The sequence below is a fragment of the Noviherbaspirillum sp. genome, assembly GCF_035627455.1.
Lineage (GTDB): Bacteria > Pseudomonadota > Gammaproteobacteria > Burkholderiales > Burkholderiaceae_D > Noviherbaspirillum.
The window spans coordinates 14,436-30,166 of sequence record NZ_DASPLS010000099.1; the positions used below are offsets into that span (position 1 = coordinate 14,436).

The window sequence follows — 15,731 nt, forward strand, 5'->3', positions numbered from 1 at the left end:
CCGGCAGCTCAACCAAGGCCAAGGTCGGCCGCCGACACGCCGACCAGGCCTAGCGCTGCCGACGTCGACGTCGCGGTGACCGCCGCCGCGATTTGCGCGCCCTGGGTGATCGACTCGGCCGCCGTGCTGAAATTGATTCCCCAGTCAACCGCAACCTTGTCGGCCACCGCGATCTTGTTGTCGAGCAGGTCGGCAACCCAGCCATAGGTCGCATGGCCCTTGAAGGTATGCGCGGAATCGAGGATGTCCGTCACCAGCGAGCCGCGCGATGCCTTGCCGCTTTCCAGCAGGGATTTCCAGAACGCGAGCCCTTCCGCATCGGCGCCGGCGCTGCGTCCGAGCACGTTCTTGTAGACGACTTGGATGAAATCGGTATTGGTCATGCCCGCGGAAAAACCTGTCACGCTGGCATTCTGCACGCCGGCCGCGTAAAAGGCGTCTGCAATCTGGTCCAGCGTCACGCCTGCCTTGAACTGCCCGATCCAGTATTGCAGCCCGTCGGCATCCGGCACCCGGTTGAAGAAGGCGATGTACAGTTCTTCCAGGCGCTGAAGGTCGCCGGCGCCGATCGATCGTGCGCTGTCCTGCACGGTGAGATTCAAGCTCTTGTCCGAAAATTTCAGGCATTCGATCCCGGACAGCTTGTCCGTGCCTTCGCTGCCGGTCTTGTCGGTCACCACATAGCCGTTGCCGTTCTTCGCAATCGCATACTTCGCGAGCGTGCCGCTGAAGCGGGCGGTATCGGTCCCGTCGCCGCCGTCGATCGTGTCGTTGCCGGCGGCCCCCGTCAGCAGGTCGTTGCCGCCGCCTCCCTTCAGGCTGTTGGCCGCGGCGTTGCCGGAAATGATGTCCGATGCGGCGGAACCGACCGCATCCTCGATCACGGCGCCGAATGCGATCGTGAGCCGGTTCGCGCCGTCGTCGAGATCATTGATGACATTCTGCTCGGTGAGCCAGGACGCGAGGTGTGCGGACAGGCCGGCTCTCGGGTCGCGGTAGGCGACGGTGCTGTAGGTGCCGGGCTCCAGCGACAACAGGCAGGGATTCACCTGGTTCGACAGGTCGATCAGGTCATGGCCGCCGCCGTCCCAGAGGGTCTTGAAAAAATTCGGGTCGACGTCGAAGCGGTACACGTCGTCGCCGGCAGCGGTCGCGCTGTTCGCGCCATACAGCGCTTGCAACGCGGCAATGTCGAGCAGCATCGGCATGTCCGGGTTGAACAGGGTGGTCAGTGCGCCGTCCGAACGCAGGTAATACGGGTTTTCCAGCATGCTGTAGTCAACCACCGAAAACAGGCGGCTCGGGGTCAGGCCGAAGCTTTCGATCGATGGTTTGGCGCCGCTTTCGTACGCATGGTCCAGCCCCAGCGCGTGGCCGATCTCGTGGAATGCGAGGTAGGCGTTCGAACCATCGTCGGGAAAGTAGGAAGTATGGAGAAACACGTCGCCCGCATTGTTTCCCTTGGTCTGCGACGAGCCGGGGAAGTAGGCGAACCCGGCCGCGCTGATGTGGCGCGACAGGAACAGCGAAATGTCCGCCTTGTCCTGGCTGCTTGCCGGCGTAAAGCTCAGGTTGGCGACTTTGGCGTAGGCGGCGAACACGCTTTCCACGCAGGCTTTCTGGCTTGCAGTCCAGCTCCACGCCGACGCATTCGAATAAAGGTTGCTGGTTTCCGTATAGGTCGGCCCCGAGTCGCTGAAGTAGTAGGTGAGCGAAACCGGCGTACCGAGCGGCTGCTGCGAATTCCAGCGCAAGGTGGTGGCCGGGTCCCCGCTCGGAAGAACGGAGCGCAGCGCCGTATAGGGCACCGTAATCGGGATGATTTGCGAAATGTCGAGCATCTATTAAAACCGGGATGGTTGGAAGGGGCCCGGGCCGGCTGCGCCGTGCAGCGCAACCGGGAGCCGTCAGCCGTCGTTGCTTTCGCTGTGCATCCAGTAGCGCAACTCGCCGACCGGGTCGGGCTTGAGGCAGGCGTCGATGAACACCGCGGCATGCCGGGCCAGGAAGTTGCCGCGGTCGAGGAAGTCGACGCCGAGCGGGAACAGGAAATACTCGATCACGGCCAGCGGCCCGACCTGGAAGTAACTGTCGCCGAGCCAGAACACGGCCAGCATGCCGATCAGGAACAGCGCCACCGCGAGCAGCGCGCGCAGCAGGCGTTGCGCCAGCGGCGGCGCGTCCGGATCGGGGCGGAACGGCCAGCGGCCGAGGCCGAGTGCGAGCAGCGGCAGGATCACCAGCACGCGCAGCCCGACCACCGGGGCACGCAGGGTCCAGGGCGTGCTGTTGAGTTGCGGCCGGTGCAGGAACCGCGCGAGCCTGGCATTGATCGACTGCGCCACCGACCCCGTCTGCGCAGGTGCTTGTCCCGTACCGGCACCGCCGGCGCGCTTCGTCCCCCAGGTGAAGCAATGCCAGAGCACGCTGCCGGCGGCGATCAGCGCCAGCGCGCTCATGGTGAACAGGCTGGCCGGCGAGGTGATGCGACCCAGTTCGAAATCGCCGCTGCGGCGGTACTGGCCCTCCAGCGAGATCAGGTTGTCCAGCGCGATCGCGTGCGCGTGCACGCCGATCAGGTCTTGCCCGAGCGGCGAGGAGACGCGGTCGCCGGAGCTCTGGAAGGCGGTGCCGAACAGCACGATCTTGCCTTCGATCGCTTCCCTGCGTTCCGCCTCGCTCATGCCGACGCCGGACAGTGCCCGGATCGGCAGTTGCAGGTTGTACGGGCAGATCGTCTGCGGCGGGCCGCCGCGCAGCCAGTTGCGCACGACGCGCGGCAAGAGCGGCACCGTGTCGTACCAGCCGATCCGGTTGACGCAGGACGGCTCCAGTTCGCCGTCCTCGTTCTCGCGCAGGTGGAGCTCCGGATTGACCGGGTGGCCGTTGACCGGCCAGAGCAGGGCCATCGTCTCTTCCGGTTTCGGGCATGCCTGCCCGACGTCGCAGGCGAGCGCCAGGGCGGGCGAGCGCAGGCCCGGCTGCAGCGGATATTCCCAGGTCGAATGGTCGAAGTGATCGTCCAGCAGGTTGGGCGCGACGAACTGGAAGCAGGGCTTGCCGCCGGCGTCGGGCTCGGCCAGCTGCTCCATGGTGCGCGACGCGCGCCGCTGGCCTTCGAGCGACGCGATGTAGACCGGCACGCCCGCATCGCGGGCGGCGCAGGCGGCGGAACGGAAGCGCTCCACCAGGTGCTTCGGCCGGTCATCCAGGAACAGGATGTCGATGAACACCGCCTTGGGCTTGAGGCTGACGAGCTTGTCGATCAGCCGCTGGTAGTAATCCATCGGCACCGGCCAGGACAGGCCCAGGTGCTCCAGGTCGAGGTCGTCGATCGCCAGCACCGTGATCCGGTCACGGCCGGCGGTCGGATAGGCGGAAGTCAGCAGCGGCAGGTAGGCGCGCGCCGCCATCCGCTTGGCCGCTTCGGCCGCGGGCATGCCGTTGGTGGCCAGCGCCAGCGCCAGCCCCACCAGGATCGACAGCACGACCGTCAGCAGCGCGCGGGCGAAGACCGAATAGCGCTCGTAGGGGTGCTGGCGTTCTTGCTGCTCCAGCGTCATTTGCGCCTGGCCGCCTTCTGGCAGCGCTCGCGATAGGTGACGTGGGCCAGGTTGCAGGTGACCATTTCCTGCTGCAGCTCCTCATTGAAGCCCAGCTCCGCATACACTTCGACCAGACGCGGCGTCAGCCCCGGCGCGTCCTTGAAGCGCGCGCGTGCCTCCTTAACGACCTCCAGCGCCTGTGCGCGGCGGCCTTGCGCGGCTTCCTGCCTGATCGCTTCCGCAAACGGTTTCCACGACGGTTCGGCTGCACGGTAGCTCTTCATCAGCTGGCCCTGCGCTTCCTTGCGTCCCAGCTGTTTCATGGCCAGGTAGAGTTCGAAGTTCGGCAGCGCATGCGCAGCGCCCGGCGCGCCGGGCTTGGTGATCGGCAGCAGCAGGCGGTAGGCCTCCTCGTAGCGGCCTTTCTCGATGTGCTCCATCGCGGTCATGGTCTCGCCGTACGCGTCCAGCACGGGCTTGACGGCGCGGTCCTTCAGGATCCTGTCGTACGCATCCTTCTGGATCACGGCGCGCGGCCAGTCGGCGTGATGCTTTTCACGGTAGGCAGTGAATTCGTCCTTGCGCTTTTCGGCATCTTCATGCTTGCTCGACAGCGACTCCTTGAGGCCGTTGAAGCTGTCGTTCAGCCCGAGCTTCAGTGCGCCGTCGACGCTGCCGCTGTTCACCAGGGTTTGCATTTCCCCCTGGATCTGCGCTTCGCGCTCCTTGCGCCGCTCGGCCTGCGTCTTGTCCCACTTTTCGACCCGGGTCAGGAAGTTCCACATGCCCGATGACGAATAGCCGGCCTTGCGCAGCAGGTCGGTGCCGAGGCGGTCCGCGTCCGTTTCCTGCGCGCGCGTCCATGCCGGCAGCATGACCGTATCGGTAAGGCCGATCAGCAGCTGCATGCGCGAGACCGACTTTGCCTGGCCTTGGGAAAGGCCGCCGGGGCCGCCGGCCACCTTGTCGAGGTTGCTTTTCAGCTCGGCACCGGCGCTGAACACGTATTGCAGCTGCTTTTGCGCATTGCTGAAGAAGGTGCTGTCGTGATGGTGCAGCAGCACATGGCTCAGTTCATGCGCCAGCAAGGCGGCCAGTTCGTCTTCGCTGTCGATGGACTTGACCCATGCCATCGAGATGAACACATTGCCGTCCGGCGAGGAAGTCGCCGCCAGTTCGTTGGTCGCGAGCAGGTAGACGCTGCCCGGCAGCCCGGTCACGCCGGACAGCTCCTTGAGCCGGTTGTAGACGCCGTTCGCATAATCCTGGTACGCCTTGATGGGAACCAGGCCGAACTCTTCCAGCCGGCGCGATTCCACGTCGCGCTCGTCGCCCAGCGCCTCGTTCGACGCGGTATAGGGGCCGGGCGTGAGCTTCGCCAGCAGCGGCTTGTCGGCTGAGCCGTCGAACAGGCCGCCGACGCTCTTGCCGATGCCGGAGAACAGCGAAAAGCCGCCGCCCTGGTTGTTGTTTTCCGTCCCTTCGCCGCTCTGGGCAGCGGCGGCGAAATGGGCGGCGATCAGGGCCGCCGCGAGGGCGGCGCGGCGCAGGGAGCGATGCCGGGTCATTTTCTCTTGACTCCCACGCAGCGTTCATTGGCGCCGCGGGTCGCGCCGGCGGTCACGTTCACCGATACCACGTTGCAGTCGGCCTGCACCGCGAGGTTGAAATTGAAGTCCTCGAGCGCGACCCAGTAATCCTCGCCGCCGTGCCGGATGCGAGCCATGCCGGTCGGCGTTTCCTCGTAGACGCGCAGCGGGAAGGCCAGCTCGGCGACCGGCAGTTTTTTCCCGGGCTGCCGGCCGTCCGAATCGGCGTAGGAGGTGACGGCGGTCCGCTTGCCGGCGGCACTTTCCAGTTGCTTCGGGCCGGACTGCGCGAAGGCGGGCGGAACACAGCACAGAGCCAGCGCAAGAAGTGCGAGGATGGGTTTCATGAGTGATAGTTTGTTGTCGAACGGAAACGAGCTAGACTAGGCATCAATACAGGGGTGGGCAATCCCATATTTATGGGATGGGGCGCTGCGAAAGCGAAGGGCCGACCCCGTGTCCAACAACGGGGATGCAGCACGATGAAACCGGAATCGCCGGCGCACCTGGAAGGTGTGCAAAACGACAATTCTCGCTCGACGCTGGAGCGGATCCTGGAGGCATGTCGGTTTTCGCCGGAAGCACTGGAACAGGCCGCGCGCGAGGTCGAGCGCATCTTCGGCGAGGAGCGCGCGGTGCTGGTGATGGACATGAGCGGTTTTTCGCGCACCACGGTCCGGCACGGCATCATTTCCTCGCTCTTCATGATCCATCGGGTCAAGCAGATCGCCCGGCCCTGCATCGAGGGCAGCGGCGGGCTGCTGGTGAAGGCGGAGGCGGACAATCTCTTTTGCCTGTTCGACGCGCCGGCGCAGGCGCTCGCCGCGGCCGGCGCGATCGTGCGCGGCCTGCGCGCGGCGAACCATGCATTGCCGGAAGAGCAACGGCTCTCGGTATCGGTCGGCATCGGCTTCGGCCGCATCCTCAATATCGGAAACGAGGACCTGTTCGGCCACGAGGTCAATCTCGCCAGCAAGCTCGGCGAGGACATCGGGCAGGGGAGCGACATCCTGCTGACGGCGGCGGCGCACCGCAGCCTTCCGCCCGGGCTGGCAAGGACCCGCGAGGAGGCCGCGCAGATTTCGGGACTGACGCTTCCCTACTTCGTGGTGGAAGATTTCAACGCGCAAGGCTGTTGAGGCCGCGCGCCGGGCTGCCGGAAAGCCGGCTTCTTCGGTGACGGCCGCATGCGCTGCGCGGAAAGACTACACGACCCCCTTTTCCCGCAGCGCCGCTATGCCTTCGCTGCTCTCGCCGAGTACCTCCCGCAGCACCTGCTCCGTGTGCTCGCCCAGCAGCGGCGGCGGCAGGTCGTAGCGCGGCGGCGTGGCCGACATCTTCATCGGGCTGCCCACCAGTTGCGCCGTGCCAGCCGGATGCGCCAGGTCGACGCGCATGCCGCGCGCCCGCACCTGCGGGTTGTCGAACACCTCATCCAGGTTGTTGATCGGGCCGCAGGGCACGCCTGCCGCCTCCAGCGCATCGATCCATTGCTGCTTGGTCTTCGTCTTCACCATCTGCGCCAGCAGCGGCACCAGCGTGTCGCGGTTCTTCACCCGCATCGGGTTGGTCGCGAAACGCTCGTCGGCTGCGAGTTCCGGCCGGCCGCCGGCTTCGACGAAGCGCCGGTACTGGCCGTCGTTGCCGACCGCGACGATGATGTGGCCGTCGGCGGTGGCGAAGGTCTGGTACGGCACGATATTCGGATGCGCATTGCCCCAGCGCCTGGGCGGCGTGCCGCTGGCGAGGTAATTGGTATTCATGTTGGCCAGCATCGCCACCTGCACGTCGAGCAGCGCCATGTCGATGTACTGGCCTTCGCCGCTGCGGTCGCGGTGCGCCAGCGCGGCCAGCACGGCGATGGTGGCATACATGCCGGTCATCAGGTCGGAGATCGCCACGCCCGCCTTCTGCGGGCCGCCGCCGGGCAGGTCGTCGCGCTCGCCGGTGATCGACATGAAACCGCCCATGCCCTGGATGATGAAGTCGTAGCCGGCGCGCTGCGCATACGGGCCGGTCTGGCCGAAGCCGGTGATCGAGCAGTAAACGATGTCGGCCTTTTCGCGCTTGAGGGATTCATAGTCGAGGCCGTACTTCTTCAGCTGCCCGACCTTGTAGTTCTCGAGCACCACGTCCGACTGCCGTGCCAGCCGGCGCACGATGTCCTGGCCTTCGGGCGTGGCGATATCGACGGTGACGGAACGCTTGCCGCGGTTGGCGGCGAGGTAGTAGGCGGCTTCGCTGGTGTCGCACCCCTGCGCATCCTTCAGATAGGGCGGCCCCCAGTGGCGGGTGTCGTCGCCGGCGCCGGGCCGTTCTATCTTGATCACGTCGGCGCCGAGGTCGGCGAGGTTCTGCGCGCACCAGGGGCCGGCGAGGACACGGGTCAGGTCGAGTACGCGGATATGTCCGAGTGCTTTCTTCAGTGGCGAATCAGCCATGTTTCAAATTGTTCCGCAGTCAGAGGTTGCGTGAAAAAATACCCTTGCGCGATGTCGCAGCCGCGCTCGCGCAGGTATTCCATCTGCTGCGGCGTTTCCACGCCCTCGGCCACCACCTCCAGCCCGAGCGGCTGCGCCATCGAGATGATGGCCTCGGTAATGGCGCGGTCTTCCTTCTCCCCGGGCAGGCCGTCGACAAAGCTGCTGTCGATTTTAACCTTACGCACCGGATAGCGCCGCAGATACGTCATGCTCGAGTATCCGGTGCCGAAATCGTCGATCGAGAGCCCGATCCGCAGGTCGGCCAGGCGGTCCAGCAAGGTGGAAGTCATCGCATTGTGCTGCATCACGGTGCTTTCCTGGACTTCCCATTCCAGGCACTCGGGCGGGATGCCGGTACGGTCGAGCGCGTTTTCCAGCACCGGCAGCAGCGAGCGGTCCATCAGCTGGCCGGCCGACAGGTTGATGGCCAGCGTGAAGTCGTCCATGCCCTGGCCGATCCACGCCTGCATCTGCGTGCAGGCATCGTTCATTACCCAGTGGCTGATGCGGCGGATCAGGCCGGTTTCCTCCGCCACCGGCAGGAAAGCGGCCGGCAGCAGCAGACCGCGACGCGGATGGCGCCAGCGCAGCAGCGCTTCCACGCAGATCACCTTGCCGGTGCGCAGATCGATCTGCGGCTGGTAGTAGTGCAGCAGCTCGCGCTCCTCGATCGCATGCCGCAGCTCCGCCTCCAGCGTGGAGCGCCTGGCGACCGCTTCGGTTTTCGGCGCGAACACGTGGTACTGGTTGCGGCCCGCCGATTTTGCCTGGTACATCGCGATGTCGGCCTTTTTCATCAGCGTATCGATATCGCTGCCGTCGAAGGGATAGATCGCGATGCCCACGCTGGCGGAAATTTTCAGGTCGCGTCCCTGCAGCGAGAACGCGCCGCGCATGGTGTCGACGATCTGCTGCGCGATATCGTCGGCGATCCGCATGTCCGACAGGTTGCGCGCCAGCAGCAGAAATTCATCGCCGCCCAGCCGCACCAGCACATCGTCCTTGCGCACCACATTGCGCAGCCGCAGCGCGGCCGCTTTCAGCAGCTCGTCGCCGAGCGCATGGCCGAACGAAGCGTTGATCCGCTTGAAACCGTCAAGGTTGATGAAGAAGGTGGCGACGGTGGTGGCGCCGGCAGTCGCCTTGGGCAGGAAGTCGCCGGCCTGGTCGAACAGGAAATGCCGGTTCGGCAGGCCGGTCAGGCTGTCCTGATGGGCGGGATCGCGCGGCGGCGCTTCTTGCCTGCCGCGTCCCTGCCGGACGATCTGCGCCGCCAGTTCGCCGACGTTGCAGGCAAAGTCGGTTTCTTCCTTGCGCCAGGCGCGCGCCTGGCCGACCGTTGCAAAGAGCAGCAATCCCGCCGCCTGCGTGCCGTACCGGACCGGCACCGTCATCAGGGCTTTCACCGCCGCCGCATGAAAATATTCGCAATACCGCACGGTGCGCGGATCCTGGTCGACGTCGTTGACCGCCATTTCACCGCCCTGCAGCGCCTGTTGCAGCAGCGGCTGCAGTGCCGGTTCCGGCGCTGCGCTGACGAAGTTTTGCCGGATATCGTCATAAGCGGCGGCGCAACGCATCTGCCCGTCCTCGCCCGCCGCTTCCCAGAATGTGCAGCGTTGCACGCCAAGCGCCTTGCAGGCGGATTTGACGGTCGCCTTCAGCGCCGACTCGCGGTCTCCGTGCGGCTGCCGGGCGAGGCGGAACAGGCGGTTCAGGTAATGCAATTGCCGCCGCCGCGCCGCTTCGATGGCCTGTCGCTGCTGCAGCTCCTGCGTCGTATCGCGCATGCTCAGCAGCACGCTGTCGGACTCGTCGTCGGCCGGCAGCCGGCAGGCGAGTGCCGCCATGTTGCGCCAGGAGCCGTCGCGGTGCCGCAGGCGGAAGGCGACGGCGCGCGCCGCCGCGGATTCCGCCGAGCGGGCGCTGCCGAGCGTCGCCAGCAGCTTCGGGCGGTCTTCCGGATGGACGAAGTCCGACAGTGCGCCGCTGCTTTCGCCGGTGCTGTTCTCGAAGGCCTGGCTGCAGAATGTCAGCGCGCTGCCGTCGCCGCACACGACCACCGGGTCCGGCAGGTTTTCCGCGATCGCGATCAGGCGGCTCGCGTCCCCGGCATGGCCGGCCGCCTGCTCCGGTTTCAGCACCCAGATGGTGCAGCTCGCATCGCTGAGCGTGTCGATGCGGTTCGATATCAGGTGAAAGCGCAGAATGCGCCCGCCCTTCGACAGCAGGCGGACCCGGGCGTTTTCCGGATCGCGCGCTTGCCAGTCGCCGCTTGCGCCGGCATTTTCCTGGGGGAAGAGGAAGTCCGCCGGACGGCCGACCAGCTCATCGTCGTCATAACCCAGCTGCTGCGCGAGGTGGGCGTTGACATGGATGATCACGCCGTCGCGCAGGCACAGCAGACCGGTGTCTGCCCCGCCGAGCAGGTCGGAGAATGCATGCCATTCCGCGGGAATCAGGAAGGTCGCGGTGTCGAACGGCGCGGGGTAGTTGCTGTCGGCGGGCATGGTCGGCAGGGCGAGGAGGGCGAAGGGCGGCGCCTGACGCTGCGGCCGCCGGACCTGCTTCGCCGGGAATTAACGATTGGCATTAGACTACGTATCCTCGAAGATCATTCCATGGATGGTTCAATCATGTGGTGTTATCCAAAGGTGATCGCACACCGCGGCGGCGGCACGCTTGCGCCGGAAAACACGCTCGCCGCGATGCGCTGCGGTTTCGCGCGCGGCTTCCGCGCGGTGGAGTTCGACGTGATGTTGTCGGCCGACAGCGTCCCGGTCCTGATGCACGACCCGCAGTTCGGACGCACCGTTCCCGGCCACGGCAGGGTGTGCGATACCAGCGCGCAGCAACTGGCGCGGATGGATGCCGGGTCCTGGCTGGGGCCGCAGTTCGCCGGCGAGCCGGTGCCGACGTATGAGCAGGTGGTTCATTACTGCAAGGCAAACAATATCTGGATGAATGTCGAGATCAAGCCGGCGCCCGGCCACGAGCGGGAAACGGGGCGCGTGGTCGCGCAATGGACGCAACGCCTGTTCGCCGCGGAGCTTGCCGCATATCGGGCAGGCGGGAATGACCGCACGCTGCCGTTGTTTTCCTCGTTTTCCTTCGACGCGCTGGCCGAAGCGCAGGACGCTGCCCCGCAAATCCCGCGCGGCTGGCTGGTCGACGCCATTCCCCCCGACTGGCGGGAACGCCTGTCCGAGCTGGCGGCAGTCGCGCTGCATACCAATCACAAGAACCTGCTGCCGGAGCGGGTGCAGGCGGTGCGACAGGCCGGTTACGGGCTGTTTTGCTACACCGTCAATACCCCGGAACGGGCGCGGGAGCTGCTGGGCTGGGGCGTTGACGCGTTTTGCACAGATCGTATCGACTTGATCGGACCGGATTTTTCGTAGCCACGCGAACCAATCCCCTGATGCTAGTAAGGAAAAAATTGCTCTAGATCAAGTTTTTCGCAGCACCGATCGGGGATCATTGGCATGTCACGGCGCCGTACCTGCACTCGCCCAGAGGGCTGGCGTGCCGTCCATCTAGATAAAACGTCCGCGGTTCGAACTCTTGCTCGCCCGCAGGGTTGCAAGAAAGGATGTAAATCATGCGCCTGTCCAACATGAAAATCTGGGTGCAGCTGCTGATCACGATCGGAGCTGCCTTGTTCGTCGTCTGGTCCGCCGTGATCCTCTGGCAGAACCATGTGTACCGTGAAACCGCGATTGAGCAGGCGCGCGGCTTTTCGGTGAGCATGCATGACGTCACGATGGCCGGACTGACCGGCATGATGGTGACCGGCACCGTCAAGCAGCGCGATGTCTTCCTCGACCAGATCAAGCAGCTCGATACCATCCGCGACGTGCGCGTGCTGCGCGGCGAGAGCGTGACGAAGGCATTCGGCCCGGGCTCGGAGCAGGAGAACCTGACGCCGGACAAGGTGGAGCAGCAGGTGCTGGCGACCGGCAAGGAGGTCGTCGTGGTCGAATCCGACGGCAAGGGCGAATACCTGCGCGCGGCCAGGCCGGCGCTTGCGCAAAAGAACTACCTCGGCAAGGACTGCACGCTGTGCCACCAGGTGCCGGAAGGCAGCGTGCTGGGCGTGGTCAGCATGAAGATTTCGCTCGACAACGTCAACAAGATCGTCGCCGAGCAGCGCTGGAAGTCCATCCTCGCCGCCATCCTCACCTGCATTCCGGTGCTGATGGTGATTTACCCGTTCATCCGCAAGGTCGTCACCCGTCCGCTCGAGGAAGGCGTGAAGATCGCGCGCGGCATCGCCGAAGGCGACCTGACCCAGAGCATCCGGATCGACACCACCAACGAGATGGGCCGGTTGCTTCAGGCGCTTAAGGACATGAATGACAGCCTGGTCAGGATCGTGTCCCATGTGCGGGAAGGCACGGATGCGATCTTCATCGCATCGCACGAGATCGCCGAGGGCAACCAGGACCTGGCGGGGCGCACGGAAGCGCAGGCCGGTTCGCTGGAAGAAACCGCTTCCTCGATGGAAGAACTGACCGCCACGGTCAAGCAGAACGCCGACCATGCGCTGCAGGCCAACCGCAATGCGGTGTCGGCGTCCGAGGTCGCGCAGAAGGGCGGCGAGATCGTCGCGCAGGTGGTCAGCACGATGGACGGCATCAATGCCGCGTCGATGAAGATTGTCGACATCATCAGCGTGATCGACGGCATTGCCTTCCAGACCAATATCCTGGCGCTGAATGCTGCCGTCGAAGCGGCGCGCGCCGGCGAGCAGGGACGCGGCTTCGCGGTGGTGGCGGCGGAAGTGCGCAGCCTCGCGCAGCGTTCCGCGTCGGCGGCGAAGGAAGTCAAGGCCCTGATCGACGACTCGGTCGACAAGGTCAACGCCGGTACCCGTCTGGTCCATGAGGCCGGTGCCACCATGCAGGCCATCGTCGACGGCATCCGCCACGTCACGGAAGTGATGGGCGGCATCGCCGCAGCCAGCCACGAGCAGACCGAAGGGATCGAGCAGGTCAACCGGGCGATTGTGGAGATGGACCATACTACCCAGCAAAACGCCGCGCTGGTGGAAAAGGCGGCGGCCGCGGCGCAGTCGCTGCAGGAGCGCGCCGGTCATCTCGAAAAGGTGGTTGGCGCCTTCAAGCTGCATGGGTCGGCGGCGGAAAACGCGGCAGGCCCGGTACCGGGTGCGCCGGAGCCGCTGTCAGCGCCGCCGCGCCTGCGGATGATCGACAATAACGCGGGCAAGCAGTCCGCCTGATTCCCCGCGCCGCGCGGCGCCCTGCCACGCACAGGTGTTGCCGAAAGCCACCGCGACCGCCGTGTCGCGGTGGTTAACATGTCAACGCGCGCGCTTGATCGCCTGTCAACAGCCTTTCCTTGCCATCGCGGCCCGGCCGCTTGTCCCGGCACGCCTTTTTCATTCTTTGCAGGGTCTCAATGAAAGAGGGTTATCACGTATAATCAATGGTTTGCAATGCATTCCCATCTAAGCCGCCCAACATGAAATCGTCTGAAATCCGCGAAAAATTCCTGAAGTTCTTCGAGTCGAAGGGCCACACGATCGTTGCGTCGAGCCCGGTCGTCCCCGGCGACGATCCGACCCTGCTGTTTACGAATGCCGGCATGAACCAGTTCAAGGACGTGTTCCTCGGTTTCGACAAGCGGCCGTACACCCGCGCGACCACCGCGCAGAAGTGCATCCGCGCCGGCGGCAAGCACAACGACCTGGAAAACGTCGGCTACACCGCGCGCCACCATACCTTCTTCGAAATGCTGGGCAACTTCAGCTTCGGCGATTACTTCAAGCGCGACGCGATCACTTACGCCTGGGAACTGCTGACCGAGGTATTCAAGCTGCCCCAGGAAAAGCTGTGGGTCACCGTCTACGCGGAAGACGACGAAGCCTACGAGATCTGGAACAAGGTGGTGGGCGTGCCGGCCGAGCGCATCGTGCGCATCGGCGACAACAAGGGCGCGCGCTATGCATCCGACAACTTCTGGATGATGGGCGACACCGGTCCCTGCGGCCCCTGCACCGAGATCTTCTACGATCATGGTCCGGAAGTCGCCGGCGGCCCGCCCGGCTCGCCGGATGAAGACGGCGACCGCTACATCGAGATCTGGAATAACGTGTTCATGCAGTTCAACCGCGACGAAGAAGGCGTGATGCACAAGCTGCCCAAGCCTTCGGTAGACACCGGCATGGGCCTGGAGCGCATCACCGCGGTGCTGCAGCATGTGCACAGCAATTACGAGATCGACACCTTCGTCAACCTGCTGGCCGCCGCCAAGAAGGCGGTCGATGCCGCCGGCGCCGGCGACTGCGACAAGGAGTCGCCGTCGCTGAAGGTGATCGCCGACCATATCCGCGCCTGCACCTTCACCGTCGTCGACGGCGTCATCCCGAGCAACGCCGGCCGGGGCTACGTGCTGCGCCGCATTGCCCGCCGCGCGATCCGCCACGGCTACAAACTGGGCGCGCGCAAGCCGTTCTTCCATGCGCTGGTGCCGGCGCTGGTCAATGAGATGGGCGACGCCTATCCGGAACTGCGCCAGAACGGCGAACGCGCGATGCAGGTGCTGAAGCAGGAAGAGGAATCCTTCTTCCGCACCATCGCCAACGGCATGGAAATCCTCGACCGCGCACTCGCCTCCGGCGCGAAGCAGGTCGACGGCGACACCGCATTCAAGCTGCACGACACCTACGGCTTCCCGGTCGACCTGACCGCCGACGTCTGCCGCGAGCGCGGCGTGACGGTGGACGAGGCGCGCTTCAACGTGCTGCTCGACGAGCAGCGCCAGCGCGCCCGCGAGGCAGGCAAGTTCAAGATGGCCCAGGGCCTCGAATACGCCGGCAGCCCGACCACCTTCCACGGTTACGAGAAGCTGATTCACGACACCGCAACCGTGATTGCGATCTACCTCGACGGCTCGCCGGTCGAACAGGCCAATTCGGGCGACGACGCCGTGGTCGTGCTCGACCACACCCCGTTCTACGCGGAGAGCGGCGGCCAGGTCGGCGATACCGGCGAGCTGCGCAATGCCGCGGCGCGCTTCCTGGTCGAAGACACGCTGAAGATCCAGGCAGAGGTCTTCGGCCACCATGGCACGGTCATGGAAGGTTCGATCAAGGTCGGTGACGTGCTCAATGCCAAGGTCGATGCCGAGAAGCGCGCCAGGACGGTCCGCAACCACAGCGCGACCCACCTGATGCACAAGGCCCTGCGCGAAGTGCTCGGCTCCCACGTCCAGCAAAAGGGCTCGCTGGTCAACGCCGAACGCACCCGCTTCGACTTCGCCCACAACGGCCCGGTCACGCTGGAGCAGATCCGCAAGGTGGAAGCGCTCGTCAATGCCGAAATCCTGGCCAACCATCCGACGCAGGCGCGCGTGATGGCGATCGAGGAGGCGCAGAAAGTCGGCGCAATGATGCTGTTCGGCGAGAAGTACGGCAATGAAGTGCGCGTGCTCGACATCGGCTCGTCGCGCGAGCTGTGCGGCGGCACCCACGTGCAGCGCACCGGCGACATCGGCCTGTTCAAGATCGTCGCCGAAGGCGGCGTCGCCGCCGGCGTGCGCCGCATCGAGGCGGTCACCGGCGACAACGCACTGGCCTACATGCAGTCGCTGGAGTCGACCGTCAACCAGGTCGCGGGCACGCTGAAGGCGACGCCGGCCGAACTGGCGACGCGCATCGGCAGCGTGCTGGAGCAGGTCCGGACGCTGGAGAAGGAGCTCGCCGCGGTCAAGGGCAAGCTCGCTTCGGCGCAGGGCGATGAGCTGCTGGCCAAGGCAGTCGACGTCAACGGCATCAAGGTGCTCGCCGCGACGCTGAACGGCGCCGACGTGCCGGCGCTGCGCGAGACCATGGACAAGCTGAAGGACAAGCTGAAGACCGCCGCCATCGTCCTCGCCGCTGTGAACGAAGGCAAGGTCAGCCTGATCGCCGGCGTCACGCCGGATGCGACCGCCAAGGTAAAGGCGGGCGAGCTGGTCAACTTCGTCGCGCAGCAGGTCGGCGGCAAGGGCGGCGGACGTCCCGACATGGCGCAGGCCGGCGGCACCGACCCGACCGGGCTGCCGAAGGCGCTGGAAGGCGTCCGCGACTGGGTGCGCGAGCGCGCCTGACC

At 65.5% G+C, this 15,731-nt stretch carries 10 protein-coding genes; 4 read left to right on the forward strand and 6 right to left on the reverse strand.

The features are described 5' to 3' along the window. Window positions 1-8: 8 nt before the first annotated feature. The 4 genes from VEC01_RS19025 to VEC01_RS19040 all read right to left on the reverse strand — a co-directional run bounded on the left by VEC01_RS19025 (window position 9) and on the right by VEC01_RS19040 (window position 5,481). Window positions 9-1,841: a DUF4214 domain-containing protein gene (locus VEC01_RS19025; RefSeq protein ID WP_324902489.1), complete on the reverse strand. Its 1,833-nt coding sequence runs from the start codon at window positions 1,839-1,841 to the stop codon at window positions 9-11. A 66-nt stretch (window positions 1,842-1,907) separates the two neighbouring features. Further along, window positions 1,908-3,563, reverse strand: a complete 1,656-nt coding sequence (locus VEC01_RS19030) for a CHASE2 domain-containing protein (protein ID WP_324902490.1) — start codon at window positions 3,561-3,563, stop codon at window positions 1,908-1,910. Beyond that, window positions 3,560-5,113 carry a M48 family metallopeptidase gene (locus VEC01_RS19035; RefSeq protein WP_324902491.1) on the reverse strand — a complete coding sequence of 518 codons (1,554 nt, stop codon included), beginning with the start codon at window positions 5,111-5,113 and terminating at the stop codon, window positions 3,560-3,562. Before VEC01_RS19035 ends, VEC01_RS19030 begins: the two co-directional genes overlap by 4 nt. Next, window positions 5,110-5,481 carry a hypothetical protein gene (locus tag VEC01_RS19040; protein ID WP_324902492.1) on the reverse strand — a complete coding sequence of 124 codons (372 nt, stop codon included), beginning with the start codon at window positions 5,479-5,481 and terminating at the stop codon, window positions 5,110-5,112. The genes VEC01_RS19035 and VEC01_RS19040 overlap by 4 nt, the downstream gene beginning before the upstream one ends. Window positions 5,482-5,616: 135 nt before the next feature. On the opposite strand from VEC01_RS19040, the gene VEC01_RS19045 reads away from it, so the two are divergent. Then, window positions 5,617-6,273 carry an adenylate/guanylate cyclase domain-containing protein gene (locus tag VEC01_RS19045; protein WP_324902493.1) on the forward strand — a complete coding sequence of 219 codons (657 nt, stop codon included), beginning with the start codon at window positions 5,617-5,619 and terminating at the stop codon, window positions 6,271-6,273. A 66-nt stretch (window positions 6,274-6,339) separates the two neighbouring features. Here VEC01_RS19045 and VEC01_RS19050 read toward each other — a convergent pair whose 3' ends face one another. Next, a complete protein-coding gene (locus VEC01_RS19050; protein ID WP_324902494.1) occupies window positions 6,340-7,575 on the reverse strand; it encodes a CaiB/BaiF CoA-transferase family protein in 1,236 nt (411 codons plus the stop codon). Beyond that, window positions 7,557-10,127, reverse strand: coding sequence for a sensor domain-containing protein (locus VEC01_RS19055; protein WP_324902495.1), 2,571 nt, complete (start codon window positions 10,125-10,127; stop codon window positions 7,557-7,559). The genes VEC01_RS19050 and VEC01_RS19055 overlap by 19 nt, the downstream gene beginning before the upstream one ends. Before the next feature lie 126 nt (window positions 10,128-10,253). On the opposite strand from VEC01_RS19055, the gene ugpQ reads away from it, so the two are divergent. The 3 genes from ugpQ to alaS all read left to right on the forward strand — a co-directional run bounded on the left by ugpQ (window position 10,254) and on the right by alaS (window position 15,729). Beyond that, entirely contained in the window at window positions 10,254-11,018 is a 765-nt protein-coding gene (gene ugpQ / locus VEC01_RS19060; protein WP_324902496.1) for a glycerophosphodiester phosphodiesterase, read from the forward strand. Window positions 11,019-11,218: 200 nt separating this feature from the next. Then, a complete protein-coding gene (locus tag VEC01_RS19065) occupies window positions 11,219-12,859 on the forward strand; it encodes a methyl-accepting chemotaxis protein (protein WP_324902497.1) in 1,641 nt (546 codons plus the stop codon). A gap of 242 nt (window positions 12,860-13,101) precedes the next feature. Further along, complete coding sequence (alaS, locus tag VEC01_RS19070; protein WP_324902498.1) at window positions 13,102-15,729, forward strand: alanine--tRNA ligase; 2,628 nt, start codon at window positions 13,102-13,104, stop codon at window positions 15,727-15,729. Window positions 15,730-15,731 lie beyond the last annotated feature (2 nt).

Excerpts from the sequence above, each read along its gene's own strand:
- VEC01_RS19025 (WP_324902489.1), bottom strand. The coding sequence starts at position 1,841 with ATGCTCGACATTTCGCAAATCATCCCGATTACGGTGCCCTATACGGCG.
- VEC01_RS19045 (WP_324902493.1), top strand. The coding sequence starts at position 5,617 with ATGAAACCGGAATCGCCGGCGCACCTGGAAGGTGTGCAAAACGACAAT.
- VEC01_RS19040 (WP_324902492.1), bottom strand. The coding sequence starts at position 5,481 with ATGAAACCCATCCTCGCACTTCTTGCGCTGGCTCTGTGCTGTGTTCCG.
- alaS (WP_324902498.1), top strand. The coding sequence starts at position 13,102 with ATGAAATCGTCTGAAATCCGCGAAAAATTCCTGAAGTTCTTCGAGTCG.
- VEC01_RS19065 (WP_324902497.1), top strand. The coding sequence starts at position 11,219 with ATGCGCCTGTCCAACATGAAAATCTGGGTGCAGCTGCTGATCACGATC.
- VEC01_RS19035 (WP_324902491.1), bottom strand. The coding sequence starts at position 5,113 with ATGACCCGGCATCGCTCCCTGCGCCGCGCCGCCCTCGCGGCGGCCCTG.
- ugpQ (WP_324902496.1), top strand. The coding sequence starts at position 10,254 with ATGTGGTGTTATCCAAAGGTGATCGCACACCGCGGCGGCGGCACGCTT.
- VEC01_RS19055 (WP_324902495.1), bottom strand. The coding sequence starts at position 10,127 with ATGCCCGCCGACAGCAACTACCCCGCGCCGTTCGACACCGCGACCTTC.
- VEC01_RS19030 (WP_324902490.1), bottom strand. The coding sequence starts at position 3,563 with ATGACGCTGGAGCAGCAAGAACGCCAGCACCCCTACGAGCGCTATTCG.
- VEC01_RS19050 (WP_324902494.1), bottom strand. The coding sequence starts at position 7,575 with ATGGCTGATTCGCCACTGAAGAAAGCACTCGGACATATCCGCGTACTC.